We start from the raw sequence: 14,410 nt of genomic DNA, 5'->3' as shown, positions 1-14,410 counted from the left end.
ATGAAATCGCTCAACTCAATTTTCGGTCGGGCTCTAAGGGAAGGGCGGTCTGGAACCCGATGTTCGCAAACTGGGTGTGCCTACCGGAAATCGCGACCGAGATACGTGCTGGCCTTCCGAGCGCCGTGCAGCTGGCGCAATTGCCATGAACATGATGAGCCTGCCGCGGCCGACGTGCCCGTACTGCCATGCAGAAATGCGACGCTGGCCGCTCGGGCAGGCGATGCTAGCCTGCGATACCTGCAGGCGCCCGATCGTGCGCTACCTTGCTCAGCCGAGCGCGCGCATCTTCCACCTTCGACCTGTCTACACCGTGATCTACGCTGCCGCTTTCGTGGTGCTCCTGATCACGATGGCCTTGATTGCCTTCAACCCGGTCGAGACGCGCCATATAATCCCAGCGATCGCCATACCGATCGCCATGTTCGGGGCCTGCGACATCGCGGACGGTTGGCTGTCTTGGCGCACCTCGATCGATCGAGGCTGGCGCACACTTCGCCGCGGCAGGGCGGCACGCGCGATCGGTCTGGCGCGCGGGCTCTTCGGCATCGCCGGCGTTGCTGTCGCAGTAATCGGATTGCTCGCCTACGACGAAATGGCAGGTCGCACGCGAGTGGGAACGCCATTCCCGAAAGTTCAGGCTGAGCGCTCATGATACCGCTCTGCCTTGTCCTTGGCGACAGCACGGCTGCGGGCACCGCAGACGCACTCGCGCTGCAGGGCATCCGATGCGAGGTTCACGCGCGCGTTGGAGCGCATGCGAGCGGCTTGGCGAGGGAGTGGCAGGGCGGCACCGCGCCGGTAGTCGCTCTGATCGCGCTAGGCTCGAACGATGTGGGAGACCCGCGCCTGGAACACAGCTTGATCGTGGTGCGCGCACGAACCCGGGCGCCCCGCGTGACGTGGCTCGTCCCGTATGAGCGTTCTGCAGCTCTAATCGTGACGAAAGTCGCCGTTCGGTTCGGCGACAGGGTAGTCCCGCTCGCCCAGGAACCCACCCGAGATGGGGTGCATCCGACCAGCTATCGCCCGGTCGCGAGCCGACTTGAATGGAAACCTTTTTCCGCGATCCGGAAAGAAGTTTCCAACGGGAGCCATGTCGCATCGCCAGCATGGGCCACCAGACCGCCTGTCAGAAGAGTGGTCGTGCTAGAGATGCAATAGGGCGAATGAGTTCGACCAGAGCGCTCAATAGGCGGTTTCGCAGGCCTCCCTCTTTCAGCTTATCCCAATTGCGATCTAATACTTAGTGCGCATTAAAAGCGCGATCAGGTGTCTCGGATATAAAATGGTAGGTAACGTGAAGCCAGCCACTCCTCTTCGCCGTAGCTCCAGACCGGCTCACCTTTGTAGTATTCATCGTCGATCAGGCCATCATCGTTAAGCTCGCCTACCTCGCAGGAATAACGGTTGAACAGGAGCCTGTAGATAGTTATCGGAACAGCGCTGCTTACTAGCTTCTGGAAATCGTCAGATAAGGCAAATGCGGACGGATGCTCCGCAATAAGCGCTAGAACTATCCGCTCCCCATATATGGCGTTACTCGGATATTCATCCAGCAGGTCCGAGAGCCTCTCGGTCTCGAACCTACCATATCGAGCAACCAGAAACTGTAACTGAACCGTTTCCTCGCCAATTGTAACAAGATGGTCGGCACCTCTATAATCTCGAGGCAAGGCGAAAATACCGCAGAACTCGACCCGTTCAGCGTGTTTTCCATGAATCCACCTTTGCGCGGCTAGGTCAATTACGCTCCTTAGGTAATTTCGCCGCGCGACTGACTCAAGCGTGGTCAGTGATCCTGCCAGCGTGCTCGTCTTTGCTATAGGTATCTTCCAACCGGTCTCGGTTAGTTCAACAAGCCCGGGATTGACTTCTGACCAGTAGGCGTCTCGTGTGTCCGGATGGCATATCACTACGATAACAGGCACCGAGAAGCCCAGCCAGTAATCTAGGTGCTTCATCTCACCACGAAAAACGAAGTGGTCGTCCTTTTCCTCTGCGAAAAAGCTGTGACCACATTTTATCTGAACAGCTATCAGCCGGCCTGTGCCGCGACGCTTTCCGTCAGATTCGCTGGAGAGCAGTTCAATTTCGCCGTCAATTCCAAGATCAGCCCGTTCTTTGGGCCGAAATAGGTGGCCGAGATTGCCCTCGACAGTCTCGTCGACGATCCTGACGCCGAGTGCGGCCAGGGCAGCCTCTCGTGAGTACTCAGGTAGGGCCATCTTAGGGCTGCCAGCCGGTAGTGAAGTCTAAAGCTTCGATCATGTCGAACAGAGAACAGCACGGCACTCCGAAGCCTTTGCAAACGTCAGGCACCTTGCGGTTGGCTCCCTGCTTGCTCGGCTTCGAGACCTCGAAACTGACGACGGTACGTTCGCCCGGTTCGAGGCGCCCGTAGGAGATAAGGAAGGGATCGCGGCCAACCAACTCGACGCCATTTTCGTCGAGCGGTCCATAGCCCGCCATTATAGTGTCTGCGACCAGCGCGGGATCAAGCTCCTCGGCAAGCACGAGCGCTGCCTTGCTCTCCTCCATGCACAGCCACTCAACGATATCGCCGCGCCCGGAAACAACTTCCTCATACTGCTCGAGCGGGATTTTGACGTTGCCGATCGTGCCTTGGTGACGCAGCCAGTCCCAAAACACAGGGAAGCGCTTGACCGGATAGGCGCGGCGGTCCCCGGTGATGAGTGTGTCGGCGTCCAGGAGGTACAGCAACCCGACCCCGCTATGCCGTTAATTCGGTCATGCGACCGATTGCCGTCGGCTTCACGCCGAGGACCTTGCCCGCCTTGGTGGTGGTCAGCGCGCCACCAGCGACCATGCGGTCGACCAGACTTAGCAGGCCTTGGCCAACCCGGTGACGCCGCACGACATAATAGTCAGGAGCACCCTTGCCGGCCCTCTGAGGAAACTCGCGACGATCTTCGTCGAAACGATCAGCCAACCGTCGGTACATTGCAGCGTCGATCAACCTCTCACGCAGCAAATTGTACGCCACCATCTTCCGGCTGACCTTCCGGGCGCTGGCAAAGGCGCCGATCTGCTCGACGAGATCCTCGAAAGCGACATCAACGTCGATCTCGCGCAGCTCATCGCGAACCAGCAGAAAACGAGCGGCAGCGTCGTCGCAGAGGCGCTCGATGGCTTGCTCGCTATCATAGCCGCTGATCCCACTCTGTCCGAGCAACACGTGCCCCAGCTCGTGCAGGAGAGTGAAGGGCCACGCCGTTTTGGAATCCGTCTCGTTGATGACGATGAAGGGCGCGACGTCATCCGCGAGCGCCATGCCACGAAACACACCAGGGCTCAGGTTGCTTCGATAGCTCCCGAGATTGCCGATCAGCAGGACATAGACGCCAGTGGCTTCGACAGCATCGCGGAGAATGCGGAACGCCTGCTCGATAGTGCGCGCCTCTCGGTATGCGGTGCGATCCAGCGCGAGAAGATCCGCCATCGCCGCAGCGAGGCCATCGGGTCCGGCCCGAGGATCCACGGATCCGACGAACGTGCGACGTTCGGCTTCCTCCGCATCTTCCAGCGCACCGCGCACGAGCGCCTGTCGCGTTCGCACGTCACGCACCAGCGCATCGACCGTCGCCTCCGCCCCGACCTCACGCTGTCGCAGCGTGCGAAAGTCGTGGGCCCTAGCCGCGGCTGCCGGCGGCTCCGGAAGGTAGAAGGTTAGCAACGGCCGCCTGTAACGATCAGCCATCTTCAGCAGCTGCGGCCGGCTCGGCTCCCGATCGCCATTTTCCATCTCCGCAAGGCGCGCAGATGCGCTCTCGCCGGCGAGCCCGATACCTCGCGCGGCGTCCTCAAGCGTCAGGCCCGCGCTTTCGCGCGCCCATGACAGGATCTGAGGATTGACCTTCGGCATCTTAGGCTCGGCGAACTCCACGGCTTGGCTGGATCGTTATGGACACTAGCGAGGCGTCTGTCAGGCCCTAGCTGGCGGTTGGCGTTCGAGAACCCGGCAACACGCGGTCCTTACGAACGCTACGAGCGCTTCTAGGCCTAGTCCTGCGAGATCGTCATCAACTGAGATGGGTAGGGAGCAACGAGCTCGCTGACCTCCTCCCAAGGAGCAGTCAACCAGCGGTCGTAATCCTCGTCATGGAGGATCACCGGCATAGCCTTGGGGTGGATCGGGGCCACAATCGCGTTCGGCTCGGTTGTGAGGAATCCGTAGGCGTTGCCCCGCTCTGTCGGTCGCCAGATGCCTGCAAAGGCAAAAATCGGCCGGCTTGGCACATCGAACCAATGCAGCGGCTTCTTTCCGTCCTCGCCGGGCGCAAGGCCATATTCGGAGAACGAGGTGACAGGCACCAGGCAGCGCCGAGCAGGCGTCGTTAGCATCGACTTCCAAAAAGGTGAGCGCAAATTCCTGACGTTCGTTACGTACTTCGTCAATTTGACCGCCGGGTCGCGCTTACTCGGGACTTGCGTCGGGACGCCCCACTCCATGCGCTCGGCACGGCGCTCGTCGCCGTCCTTGACCATGACCACACCATAGAAGGGAGTCTTCTTGCCCGTCGGAAAGATGTCGCTGGGAGGGAAGGTCTCGTCAGGCTCATAGGGCGGCCGAATGCCAAACGTGGCCATCACCTCGGCCTGCTTAGCCGTGAGCCGATACCGATTGCACATCCGCGCCTCCTGTCGGCGCCGGCGAGCTGCCCCGCCGGCGCGCACGCCTCAAAGCTTGTCCTTCAAGCCCTTCGCCGCAGTGAACGCCACCTTCTTCGACGCCGCGATCGTCATGCTCTCGCCAGTCGCCGGGTTGCGACCCTCGCGCTCGGGCCGATCCTTCACGGTGAACTTGCCGAAGCCATTGATCGACACCTCTTCGCCCTTGGCGGCCGCGGCAGCGATCTGGTCAAACACTGCAGTGATCGTCTTCTTCGCGTCCGCCTCGCTTGCGCCCGTTGCGCTCGCGACACCCTTGGCCAGGTCACCGATGTTCATGCTATTGCTCCCTTGGAAAACCGGGAAGACCCTTACCGATGACGAGCGACGACACAACGACGGTGCTGGATGCGGCAAACGAAGCGGCCGTTCGGATGATGCTCGAGAAGCTCACCGACCACGACGTGACGGTGGTTTACAACAACGTCGGCGGAATTGGGCCAATCGGCGATGTCGCCGCTCAGGCGATGAAGGATCGAAACATCGACCTCTGATCCGCTACTCCTTCCGGCCTTTCGTGCGCGGAGCTAGCGACCAGCGTGATGCAATCGTGTGATCCTAGGATCCTCGTACAGGTCCCGCAGCGCACGCTGTCGAAAGGCGTTCCACCAGCGCTGCCAACGATGCTCGGGTCCGTCGTGGATCATGTGGTACCGCTGGCAGAGAGCCCGCAAATTCGCGGGTGCGCTGTTGCCCGGGTCGTGATCGAGGTGAGCGCACGCCAGCGCAACATAGGTCATCCGCACGCTGGCAAGAGTGAAGCCTCCTTTGACAGCAACCCGCTTGCCGCGGTCCGAACGCCAGCAAGCCGCCTCCGCGTCCCACCAACGACCATCGCCGAGATGCGCAACGCGCCGTAGGTGCGGTCGACTGCACTGCTCACAGCGTCTGCCGGCGCGCTCGAACCGGATCGTGCCCGACAGCTGCTACCAGTCGATTGGGTAAAGCCAACGGTTTTCGGGGCGGATCGGCATCCGTATTCTATGAGTGACGCCGCCGCCCATGGGAAGATATTTTTTCCCTGTTTGTTTGCGCTTCGTTGCGGTGCCGTTCCGCCTGAATCGATGAACCGAGCCGATCCGAGCTTGACCAGCGGTATCCATTAACGGAACATAAAGGGAACGAGTAGAGTCTAGTTCCTTATGTCCGCCGTCCTCGAATCCTTAGCGCCCAGCATAGCGCATCTGCGGACGATCGCCACGCCGGCCGCGGATCATCGCGTCATGCCGTTCGGCGTAGACGCGCTCGACAGCCGGCTCGGGGGAGGGGGGCTGCGCGCCGGCGCGCTGCACGAAGCGACTGCGCGGAGCGCCGCGCTGGTCGACGACGCCGCCACCACGCTCTTTCTCGCCGGCATCGCCGCGCGCGAAGCGGCAGGGGCAGGCGGGCCAGTGTTGTGGGCGAGCTGCCGCGCCGACCTGTACGCTCCGGCGCTCGAGCAAGCGGGATTGCCGTCGGCGAACGTGATCTACGCGCAGCCACGCGACGACGCTGCGCTGCTGGCGGTGGTCGAGGACGCTATACGCGACGGCACACCCGCGGCGATCGTCGCGGAGGCGAGCAAGGTCTCGATGGTAGCGACGCGCCGCCTGCAGCTCGTCGCAGCGGACGCCGACATGCCCGTGTTGCTACTTCGCCGCACGCGCGGCCTAAACCAAGACGTGTTTGCCGAGCCATCCGCCGCGTGGACACGCTGGCGGATCGGTGCCGTGCCGTCCGAGCGGTTGAGTGTCGCGGGCGTGGGAAGATCGAGATGGGCGGTCGAGTGCGTCCGCCAGCGTGGGGGTGAAGGCTTCTCCCTGATTGTGGAGGGCAGCGATGAGACGGGTCGTCTCGCTGTTCCTGCCGAGCTTGGCCGTGGAGCGGCTGAGACGGTTGGAACGGTCCGCTTCGCGGCAGCCTAACCGGCCTGTCCTCGAGCTGCCGGTAGATGACGACCCCGGCGCCTGTTCGGTGCCGCGGGGCGGAGGATGGCGGCCAGGAGCGCGTTGGGCGCGCGAGGGTGTGCCATCGCGCGGCGACATCGAGGCGCAGATCGCGACGCTCCCGACGCACGCGCAGCCACCAATGCGGGAGCTCGGCCGGCGCTCTGAGACAGCTAGCCATCCCTACAAGGCGGCAACGCCTGCACCGCGCATCAGCATGCCCGCCGCCAAGCCGCTCGAGCACGCACCGATCGCGCTGATCGACAAGGTCGGTCGACGTGAGGAGGTGGTCGCCGCCTGCGATGGCGCACGTGCGCTTGGCGTGCATCCAGGGATGGCCGCGACCCACGCGCGCGCGCTCGTGTCCGATCTGGATTTCCGTCCGGCGGATCCGAAAGCCGACGCCGCCCTGCTCGACCGGCTCTCGCTGCTGGCGGTGCGCCGCTGGTCGCCGATCGCTGCGGTTTCGCCAAGCGATGGTCTTTGGATTGATCTCGCCGGGTCCGAGCACCTGCATGGCGGCGAGGAGCGCTTCTGCAGGCGTCTCATCGCGTTCTGTAGGCGAGCGGGCTTTACTGCGCGCGTGGCGGTTGCGGACACTCCAGGCGCGGCGCACGCGCTCGCGCGTTTTGGCCGCAGCGATCTGATCCGCGCTGAGCCGGGCGCAACTGCCGACGCACTGGCGCCGCTCCCGATCGTGGCGTTGCGGCTCGGCGAGGCGCCGCTGCCGCTGTTCGCCGCAGCCGATCGCGCGGCCGAAACGCAGAGCGCAGAGGGGATCGAGCCCGAGGTGCAGCTGCGCTCGCTTACCGACGGCCGCGAGGTGATCGAGGATTACCGCAACCTGCAGCTGTCGCTCCGCGCGCATCCGCTGTCATTCGTGCGCGACGAGCTGACGCGCCGCGGTGTGACACGCTGCGCGGATCTCGCCAGCGTCCGCGACGGCCGCCACGTCGAGGTCGCCGGCATCATCCTGGTCCGACAGAAGCCCGGTTCTGCGAAGGGCGTGCTTTTCATCACGATCGAGGACGAAACCGGCGTCGCCAACGGGATCCTCTGGCCCGACCGTTTCGAGGCACAGCGTCGCACCGTGATGTCGGCTTCTATGGTCGGCCTGAAGGGGCGCGTGCAGAAGGAAGGCGAGGTGATCCACGTCATTTGCGACCGTATCGTCGACCACGGCGACCTGCTTCACCGGGTTGGCGATATGTCTTTTCCGCATCGCACCGGCCGCGGAGATGCCGCTCAGCATCCCGGGTCACCCGACCGCGGAGACAAGGAGTGGAGCCCGGAGCCACGCAACTGCTACTGGCCGCCCCACGCCGAGGGCATGGATCCTGAGGACGTCGTGCGCTTCAAGTCGCACGACTTTCACTGATCCGTGTCGACGCTGCCTAAGCATCAGCGCGTCGTAATCGCGCTGTCGGTGCACATCCTGCGCGCCGGCGTGGCGAAATGTTCGGAGACGACGGTCGACGGGATGGAGGTGCGGCTAGCGCTGCGCTGCCTGCTGCCGCACTGCCCTGAGCGCTGGCCGCTCGAGCTCTACTGGGACGCTGCCTCGCAGGCGAACGAGATTGGGCGCGCCCAGGGCGTGACCGCGGCCTTCAACGGCATTGTGAGGCAGCTGCGGAAAGCGGGGCGGTACGAGGACGTTTCGCCGCTGTGAGCAGGCGGCAGAGAAACGAACCTCCGTGCAGCATGACCACCATCGTAGTCGGGGCGATCGGCCACGCTGGTTCAACAATCCCTCCGCACTCGCGCGCGTCCAGATGCTCGACGCGCTCGATTTCCGATCGGCAGGAGCGAGCGCGATCCTTGAAAATGCTGCGCGAGATCCCGCTACCTACCAGCGCCGGTTTGCGGCGCGCGATCGGAACGTGAAGCTGGTCGTCGACCATGCTGTTCCGATTGGCGTCATCGTGGCAGCATTGTTCGCCGGCGACGTCGAGCTGACGCGCGCGAGCATCGGTGCGTATCTCAACCGCTGGTATCGGCTCGGCCTTCTAAGTCACCACGAGGACGCCAGCCTCAACGCGCAGGGATTGCGGGCGGCAATGCCGGTGAAGTGGGATCGGGAGAATCCGTTCGCCCGCTACGAGGCGGCAGGGATCAGGGGCGCGCATGTCTAAGAAGACACGCCAGCCTACTCGCGCCGAGCTTGCTGCGCGTCCGACAATAGCGATCGACGATCAGTTCGCCGGGCGCTCCCTGCGCCAAGGAGCAAGCGATCTTCAGCAACAGCCACAAGGCGATAATCGTCACCGCGTAGAACATTCTACCAAGTTCTACGTCGTCCAGCTAATAGGAACGTGGGTCAACATCGTTGAATCAGCGGAGCGTACGGTCAGGTCGCGCAACAATCTGCGCTGGGTCACATTCGAGAACAAGGAATATGAACTGAGAAAGGCTGACGCTCTCAAACCGTTTCTGACAAGGTTTGTCCAAGGCGGGTGCTATGCCTATGTTGGCGGAAATCACATCGACACCGAGCGCGAGGTCGGATCGATTACAGCCCATCCTTATATATACATCTCGTCCACCGCCGCCCTGAAGATCTTCAATGAAATGCGACTTAGCCGAGTCGGATCGTTGAAGCGGAAGTCCGGGTAGCAGCTTCTCGGCGCGCTTGGTGGCGAGCGGGGACGGTTATCTACCCGAAAGCACGAACTTACGCTCGCCTGCACACGGCCTTTACTTACCTTGAATCTCACGGACAGGCCCCACCCTCTCACTGGACGCCGGGGTTGCTGGCCCTGCCTTCAGCGCTTGAATCGGACGCGCAACCGGCGCGCCCGCTCGCGAAAAGCGTGCTCGCCGCCTTCCAGAATTTCGCAAACACGCTCTCGGATCGCTGCGTCCTCCAGACCACCCGCCATGTAGCTGATCCCAGGTAATCCTCCCGCCTCACGGGGGCCCGCCTCGGCGATGATTATTTGATCGGCGTCGGTATTGATGACCAGGTTGGCGTTGTGCGTCACCATGATCACCTGACGCTTTGCCTTGGCGGCGATGAACAGCCCCACGAGCTCGTCATAGATTGACTTAGGGTCGAGGTTCTCCTCGGGCTGATCGATGATCAGCGGACGGTCGTCGCCTGTATCAAGCGCCAGGTACAGCAGGAGAAGTACGATCCCGCGCGTCCCCGGAGAAAGGCTTCGGATGTCGGTGCCGTCATAATCGACGCTATAGCGCACCTGGATATGGTCGGTGCTGTAAAGCCACTTAGCAAAGCTTTTCAGCCAGCTACGGTAATCAGTCGGATTGCCCTTTGGTACGCGCGCGGCCTCCAGCAGTTCGTCCTGATTGTCGTCGCGGAACGCGGCCATGGCTACGGTGACCGCGTGCGCATCGCCAGTGCGCCAAGCAGATGCTAGGCCGCGCTCGGCTCGCGCAGCTACGGAGCCGCGCCCCTGGAACGCACCCATTCGACGCAGATCTAGCAGCTTCTCGCCCTCGATAGCCCAGCGCTCAACATTTACGGATCGGCGCACACTGAATGACAACTTGGCTAGCGTTCCACCCTCAGCTTCAAGCCTCTTGCGGATCGGCGCATAGAGCTCCCGCAGAACCTGCTCTTCCGCGAGAATGTAGTCGAAAACGCGTGCATAGCCGTCCTCGCGATCGCGCAGCAGCGGCGGGATCCTGGTTTTGGCGCCCTGACAATCGGTGAGACGATCGACCATCTTTCCAAGCTCGACATTCTCCGCCGCGATCTTCTGCGTCAGCGTCATGAAGCGCTTCTGCGTATCGGTGTCGAGCGCCACTAGGCGCGTAAGTCGCGCGACCTCAGCGTCGAGAACTGCCTGGGTCTGCTGTGCCAGATCAACATCGTCGGCTACGAGCGCAGTCGTCGGATCAGCAGGGGGAGATACGGGCCTGCCACGCCAGCCCTCAGCACCTGATTTGGCGTCCGCAACCTGGGCCTCAATGAAGGCGTCGACGTCACCTTCATAGTTCAGAAGGAACGGGCACCACTCGGGATCTTTGATCCGGGCTGCTTGATGCCGCTCCTTGGTCACGCGTAGCGTGGCAGGCGCCCGATTGGTGCGCAGGTCGGTTACCTCGTCCCGGAGCTTCAGAAGAGCCGCTTCCCGATTGACGAACCAGCGCACATTGCCGGCAACCTTTTCCGCAGCCGTCGCAACGTAAGCCAGTCGCTCCGCGCGGGCCTCGCTGCCTTTGGCTACTAGGCGCCCGCGATCGGCGGTGTAGCGCTTCACGGCGAGGCGCTTGTCCTCGACCTGCTTCACGAGCGTGCTCACCGCTTTGGTCTTTTCGATTTCGTTGCCGATGAGGTCAGATAGTGTGACCAACGCTTCCTCTTCGCGCCCGCGTGAAAGGCGGTGACGGCTGACCAGCGCGTCGAGTAATTCCTGGAAATCGATAGCGCCGTCGCGCGTGTCGGGATCATGCGCGTCAAAGACAACACGCTCGATCTCGGCCAGCAGCGCGTCGGTCATCCCGTCCGCCGAGCAGAGCGCGTCAACGAACTGCTGGGAGAGGTAGCGAGCCTTGGGATAATCCGAGGCGACTGGATCATGGCTGCCGTCGAGCGCGCGCATGTCGACGGTTCCGTCACCCCAAACCAGCCGGACGTTGTTGCCATCGAGCAGATCACGCGCACGGGCGAGAAATGACATTGTGTTCGGCGGATCGTCGCTGGCATCGCAGCCGTGCGCGATCGCATCGGCCAGCGCAGTCTTACCAGATCCGCGGGCGCCGATAATGGCTACCAGTCCAGGATTGAGCGGGATTTTGGGTGTGACCGCCCAAGGGGCATCGATGAGTTCTACCTCGGACAGCACTTGCGAGGACCCGGCGTGCGCGGGCGGCGTGTCCCCGATCCAGGTGCGCCCCGCCGGCTCGATTTGTGCCTGTCTTAGCGCGTCGAAATGCGGACTGCCCTTGATCCACGAATAACGCTTAAGGTCTGGGGTAGCGACCTTTTCCAGGCTGTGCGCATCGCTACCGTGAAGGCAGGGCTTCAGCGCGCCGAAACGCCCTATGACATCGGCGGGCGACGTCTTGTCACCTAGCCAAAAGTCGCGCTGGGAGGGGGTGCTAGCGAAGATGATGTGAGCGAAAGCCTCGATCTCTTGGCGCAGCGTGCGATCGGCCGCATCGCGCACGCCCGAGACGCCGTCGGTGCTGCCGCCTGCCACGGCGATAAGCACGTTAGCTTGGGCCCAGTCACTGTTGGCGAACGCGTCGCGGAGCTGATCGAACGACACCTTGAACTGGCGCGACCCCTCAGCCAGCGCCGCCGCGGGATCGCTGATAGCGGGATCGCTGCGTCGGCCGAGATCAGCCAGCTCGTCCGGCGTGCAGGAGAAGGTCTCGCCGTGTGCGCGTAGGCTCAGTCGAGCAAGAAAGCGACGGATCTGGCTGACATGGTCATCGCTTTCGGGACTAACCAGAAGATGAATATTCACGAAGGCATTGCGGACCGTGCCGACGCCGAGGCGCATCTCGATGTTCGGGAAGAGAAGTGCGCAGTCCTGCAGCCTTCCATCGTTTTTCGCAGCCGTCAGGCGCTCGTAGCAGTCGAGGCTGTAATAGTCGGTGACCCCGATCGCTCGCAGCGCCGGCGTCGCCTGTTCCAGCCGCTCGAGGTACTCATCCCACGAGTTTGCGCCGCCAAACTGATCGTTGAGCTTGGTGCCAGGCGCGTGGACGTGCGGCTCCCAGCGGTGCCATTGCGCGCCGATTGACGTAATTGGAGCCGAAGTCACCTGAGCCATAGTCTGTCACCACCTGATCTGCGCGAAGCTGGACGTTGTTCAGGAGCGTCTTCTCGTTTCATCGAGAAAGCGCATCAGCTTGGCCTCTTTATCGTTCCGCATATCGAGATTGAGCGCCGACCTTCCGCTCTTGACGACACCATTTAAGTTGTATTCCAAGGTATGTGTGATGCGTACGTCAGCCTTGTCCCTGATGTATCCCTTGACACACCTCTCCGCCGGCGCATTCAAGTCAATCCCTGTAATGGTTACAGGGCCTGCTTCGGTGTCGAACGTCTGCGGCTTGTCGAGGTTTGTTACCGCCATATGCACTTGATCCATTGAGCTCGACGCATCCCTCTGCGCCTATCCGATCCTGCGGTGTTACGTCACCGGGGCCGAGTGAGCGAGCACGGGGCGGCAGTTTTCGGTCCGACTAGACGATAAGAGTGACGCCGGATCTATCGGCGAGTGACTTGAACCTGACGGCAAGGCTGGGGTCGGCGTCAATCCGGACGGTGCTGACCACGCTGAGCGCCTCGTGCGGCACGCGATCGCCGAAGAACATCATCGCCAGCGACGAAGGATAGGCGCGAGACTCCCAGACCATCCCGAGCGTAACGGCATCCTTGCGGTGTAGCGCCGCAGACCAGCGCCGCGTGGCCGGGAACTCCCGCGCGGGCGTATCGATCAGCTGATTGCGGGCGACGCCGAGCTTCATCAGATCGGGGGCGAGAAAGGAGCGCAGCCCCAGCGGGTTGGCGACGCGCAGCACCGAGCAGCGAACGTCGGCGAGCTTGCTGAGCGGGTACGTCTTGAAAGACTGCGCCGGATCGAGATCATGGAAGATCGTCTCGTACACCGCCGCCTCGAACTCTTCCGCGGCATAGGCGGTTGGCACCCGCTTTCGCACGGGTCCGATCGGCGCAAACCGCGAGAAGCCGAAGCCGGGGTTGAACGCGTCCCCGGCAAGGCTCTCCGCATGGATTCGCCAGAGGACTGCGCCTACGGCCAGATCGGTGACGTGGGTCGGAAAGGCTGTCGGTGGTTTGGGGACGATGCCGGTCGGCGCCAGCGCTGTCACCCGCCGGTCTCGTCGCTCTCACGCGCCGCGGCTTCCAGGACGGCCGCCGTATCGTCGAGCAGTTCCCGTGGCGCGGGACCACCGAGCCACGAGTTTGACGACACAAACCAGAAAGCAGTTTGCCAAGGCGTTCGGTTGGCCGGCAGAACCTCGAGGACCTTCTTGATGAGGGGAAGCGGCTTGCCGTCGGCATCGAATTGGAATGCCGGAAAGCGGTCCTGTCCCTGGTAGGAAACCGCGAAGACGCGAGCTTGCCCCTTCCAGCGCGCGGCGGTCTGGTGGCGGTTCTTGGCTTCATGCCCGGCGCGCGCTGCGACCTCGGCCGAGGTCAGCGTCTCGACCTCGTGCATGAAGCGCTGGCGGATGGCGGTGTTGTCAGCCGCGACTGCGGTATGGAACTCGGCCATCGGATCATGGGTATCGGCCAGGACGTCGAGGAGCTGCTCGATCTTGCGCTCGAGATGCCGCGCGCGGACATCCGGCAACAGCTTGTCGACGATCGCGTAGAGTGCCTGTCGATCCGGGTCGGCTGCGATGCCCGTGGCGGTCATCTGCTCGATCGCGTGATCGACGGCGGTTCGATACTGTTCGGAGAAGCCCTCAACAGTAGGTGCTATATATAAGGTGTCGCTGGCGGCCTCGGAACGCGGAGCCCCGCGCCGCTTGGCCGGCTTGGCGCGCGCGGTTTCGACCAGGCTGGCGAACACCAGCTTGGCGAAGGTACCCGGATCGACAGCGGTGGCGAGGGTCGCCATGGACAGCTCCTGTGGTTAGTCTCGCTAACATATAACCGAACTAACCAAAATTGCCACCCCACGGAGGCAATGGCGCTTAGCCATGCTAACACATAAGCGATCTAACCATGTCGGTTTTCCTGAAACAGCGGACGCTTTTGCAGAGCGGACGCCGCACCTGAAATGGTGGACGTTCACGTAAAAGAGTGGACGTTTGCGGACCTCGCTACGCTCAGCTTTGTCGCACCTGCG

General features: G+C 62.6%; 15 protein-coding genes and 2 pseudogenes. 8 read left to right on the top strand and 9 right to left on the bottom strand.

All coding sequences use genetic code 11. From position 1 onward, the window contains the following. Nucleotides 1–145 precede the first annotated feature (145 nt). Nucleotides 146–655: a hypothetical protein gene (locus L8H00_RS17355; protein ID WP_133192284.1), complete on the top strand. Its 510-nt coding sequence runs from the start codon at nt 146–148 to the stop codon at nt 653–655. Nucleotides 656–1,268: 613 nt separating this feature from the next. Here L8H00_RS17355 and L8H00_RS17350 read toward each other — a convergent pair. From L8H00_RS17350 to L8H00_RS17330, 5 genes are all read right to left on the bottom strand, one after another. Further along, nucleotides 1,269–2,228, bottom strand: a complete 960-nt coding sequence (locus L8H00_RS17350; protein WP_133192288.1) for a DUF4365 domain-containing protein — start codon at nt 2,226–2,228, stop codon at nt 1,269–1,271. A gap of 1 nt (nt 2,229) precedes the next feature. Next, nucleotides 2,230–2,724 carry a DUF4411 family protein gene (locus L8H00_RS17345; protein ID WP_221211882.1) on the bottom strand — a complete coding sequence of 165 codons (495 nt, stop codon included), beginning with the start codon at nt 2,722–2,724 and terminating at the stop codon, nt 2,230–2,232. 10 nt (nt 2,725–2,734) lie between these two features. Further along, complete coding sequence (locus L8H00_RS17340) at nt 2,735–3,886, bottom strand: XRE family transcriptional regulator (protein WP_242098555.1); 1,152 nt, start codon at nt 3,884–3,886, stop codon at nt 2,735–2,737. A 137-nt stretch (nt 3,887–4,023) separates the two neighbouring features. Next, on the bottom strand, nt 4,024–4,653 hold the full coding sequence (locus tag L8H00_RS17335; RefSeq protein WP_242098554.1) for an SOS response-associated peptidase family protein: 630 nt from the start codon (nt 4,651–4,653) through the stop codon (nt 4,024–4,026). A gap of 48 nt (nt 4,654–4,701) precedes the next feature. Then, nucleotides 4,702–5,028 carry an HU family DNA-binding protein gene (locus tag L8H00_RS17330; protein WP_260171630.1) on the bottom strand — a complete coding sequence of 109 codons (327 nt, stop codon included), beginning with the start codon at nt 5,026–5,028 and terminating at the stop codon, nt 4,702–4,704. Between L8H00_RS17330 and L8H00_RS17325 the strand changes: the two genes are divergently transcribed. From L8H00_RS17325 to L8H00_RS17295, 7 genes and pseudogenes are all read left to right on the top strand, one after another. After that, nucleotides 5,010–5,186: a hypothetical protein gene (locus L8H00_RS17325; protein ID WP_165954594.1), complete on the top strand. Its 177-nt coding sequence runs from the start codon at nt 5,010–5,012 to the stop codon at nt 5,184–5,186. The two genes, L8H00_RS17330 and L8H00_RS17325, sit on opposite strands and share 19 nt — an antisense overlap. 648 nt (nt 5,187–5,834) lie before the next feature. After that, on the top strand, nt 5,835–6,596 hold the full coding sequence (locus L8H00_RS17320) for a protein ImuA (protein WP_242098553.1): 762 nt from the start codon (nt 5,835–5,837) through the stop codon (nt 6,594–6,596). Then, nucleotides 6,511–7,224 (top strand): annotated as a pseudogene (locus tag L8H00_RS19020) (DNA polymerase Y family protein); the annotation flags it as partial. The gene L8H00_RS17320 and the pseudogene L8H00_RS19020, both read left to right, overlap by 86 nt. Nucleotides 7,225–7,326: 102 nt before the next feature. Then, nucleotides 7,327–7,995: pseudogene (locus L8H00_RS17310) on the top strand (OB-fold nucleic acid binding domain-containing protein); the annotation flags it as partial. Between the two features lie 3 nt (nt 7,996–7,998). Beyond that, nucleotides 7,999–8,286, top strand: a complete 288-nt coding sequence (locus L8H00_RS17305) for a hypothetical protein (protein WP_242098552.1) — start codon at nt 7,999–8,001, stop codon at nt 8,284–8,286. A 103-nt stretch (nt 8,287–8,389) separates the two neighbouring features. Further along, nucleotides 8,390–8,749 (top strand): hypothetical protein, encoded by a 360-nt coding sequence (locus L8H00_RS17300; protein WP_242098551.1) that lies wholly within the window; start codon nt 8,390–8,392, stop codon nt 8,747–8,749. Beyond that, a complete protein-coding gene (locus L8H00_RS17295) occupies nt 8,742–9,230 on the top strand; it encodes a hypothetical protein (protein WP_242098550.1) in 489 nt (162 codons plus the stop codon). The genes L8H00_RS17300 and L8H00_RS17295 overlap by 8 nt, the downstream gene beginning before the upstream one ends. A 149-nt stretch (nt 9,231–9,379) precedes the next feature. Here the strand turns inward: L8H00_RS17295 and L8H00_RS17290 are convergent, their stop codons facing one another. The 4 genes from L8H00_RS17290 to L8H00_RS17275 all read right to left on the bottom strand — a co-directional run bounded on the left by L8H00_RS17290 (nt 9,380) and on the right by L8H00_RS17275 (nt 14,179). Further along, nucleotides 9,380–12,361 (bottom strand): TrlF family AAA-like ATPase, encoded by a 2,982-nt coding sequence (locus L8H00_RS17290; RefSeq protein ID WP_242098549.1) that lies wholly within the window; start codon nt 12,359–12,361, stop codon nt 9,380–9,382. A gap of 39 nt (nt 12,362–12,400) precedes the next feature. Continuing rightward, entirely contained in the window at nt 12,401–12,667 is a 267-nt protein-coding gene (locus L8H00_RS17285) for a hypothetical protein (RefSeq protein WP_242098548.1), read from the bottom strand. A gap of 109 nt (nt 12,668–12,776) precedes the next feature. Beyond that, entirely contained in the window at nt 12,777–13,424 is a 648-nt protein-coding gene (locus tag L8H00_RS17280; protein ID WP_242098547.1) for an RES domain-containing protein, read from the bottom strand. Next, nucleotides 13,421–14,179, bottom strand: a complete 759-nt coding sequence (locus tag L8H00_RS17275; RefSeq protein WP_242098546.1) for a hypothetical protein — start codon at nt 14,177–14,179, stop codon at nt 13,421–13,423. Before L8H00_RS17275 ends, L8H00_RS17280 begins: the two co-directional genes overlap by 4 nt. Nucleotides 14,180–14,410 lie beyond the last annotated feature (231 nt).

Origin of the sequence: Sphingomonas sp. CROZ-RG-20F-R02-07, assembly GCF_022662335.1 — a bacterium.
Classification (GTDB): domain Bacteria; phylum Pseudomonadota; class Alphaproteobacteria; order Sphingomonadales; family Sphingomonadaceae; genus Sphingomonas.
Note: the sequence above shows the minus strand (reverse complement) of the source record. Positions and strands in the feature narration are given on the sequence as shown.

What these genes read in the sequence shown, in the direction of transcription:
- L8H00_RS17355 (WP_133192284.1), top strand. Translation starts at nt 146, where the DNA reads ATGAACATGATGAGCCTGCCGCGGCCGACGTGCCCGTACTGCCATGCA.
- L8H00_RS17350 (WP_133192288.1), bottom strand. Translation starts at nt 2,228, where the DNA reads ATGGCCCTACCTGAGTACTCACGAGAGGCTGCCCTGGCCGCACTCGGC.
- L8H00_RS17340 (WP_242098555.1), bottom strand. Translation starts at nt 3,886, where the DNA reads ATGCCGAAGGTCAATCCTCAGATCCTGTCATGGGCGCGCGAAAGCGCG.
- L8H00_RS17335 (WP_242098554.1), bottom strand. Translation starts at nt 4,653, where the DNA reads ATGTGCAATCGGTATCGGCTCACGGCTAAGCAGGCCGAGGTGATGGCC.
- L8H00_RS17325 (WP_165954594.1), top strand. Translation starts at nt 5,010, where the DNA reads ATGACGAGCGACGACACAACGACGGTGCTGGATGCGGCAAACGAAGCG.
- L8H00_RS17320 (WP_242098553.1), top strand. Translation starts at nt 5,835, where the DNA reads ATGTCCGCCGTCCTCGAATCCTTAGCGCCCAGCATAGCGCATCTGCGG.
- L8H00_RS17300 (WP_242098551.1), top strand. Translation starts at nt 8,390, where the DNA reads ATGCTCGACGCGCTCGATTTCCGATCGGCAGGAGCGAGCGCGATCCTT.
- L8H00_RS17295 (WP_242098550.1), top strand. Translation starts at nt 8,742, where the DNA reads ATGTCTAAGAAGACACGCCAGCCTACTCGCGCCGAGCTTGCTGCGCGT.
- L8H00_RS17290 (WP_242098549.1), bottom strand. Translation starts at nt 12,361, where the DNA reads ATGGCTCAGGTGACTTCGGCTCCAATTACGTCAATCGGCGCGCAATGG.
- L8H00_RS17285 (WP_242098548.1), bottom strand. Translation starts at nt 12,667, where the DNA reads ATGGCGGTAACAAACCTCGACAAGCCGCAGACGTTCGACACCGAAGCA.
- L8H00_RS17275 (WP_242098546.1), bottom strand. Translation starts at nt 14,179, where the DNA reads ATGGCGACCCTCGCCACCGCTGTCGATCCGGGTACCTTCGCCAAGCTG.